The sequence below is a fragment of the Paraburkholderia sp. SIMBA_030 genome (assembly GCF_046535245.1).
Lineage (GTDB): Bacteria > Pseudomonadota > Gammaproteobacteria > Burkholderiales > Burkholderiaceae > Paraburkholderia.
Genome location: NZ_JAWRXB010000380.1, coordinates 1 through 277 on the forward strand (window position 1 = coordinate 1; position 277 = coordinate 277).

Annotated in this window: 1 protein-coding gene; it reads left to right on the forward strand. The window is 61.0% G+C overall.

The window, feature by feature from the left end; all coding sequences use genetic code 11:
* Positions 1 to 277 (forward strand): methyltransferase (locus tag SB772_RS40430; protein ID WP_410838574.1); only part of this gene is annotated, 277 nt, incomplete at both ends.

Consider the following 277-nt stretch of genomic DNA (forward strand, 5'->3'; position numbering starts at 1 on the left):
GGCCCTGGTGGCCAGCGGACAGGCACTCAGCCAGCGTCATCAATTGCGGGCGCTGCACGTCGAACAGGATGTGCTCGCGCCTGACACCGCGAATTTATTGACTGTTGATCACACACCGGTGGCGCTGCACGCCTGCGGTGATTTGCATGTGCGGTTGATCCAGCTCGCCAGCGCGCCGGGGTGCAAACAATTGGCCATCGCGCCGTGCTGTTATAACCGGATCAATCTTCCGGCCTATCAGCCGCTTTCCTCGGTCGGTTTGCGATCCGACCTACAG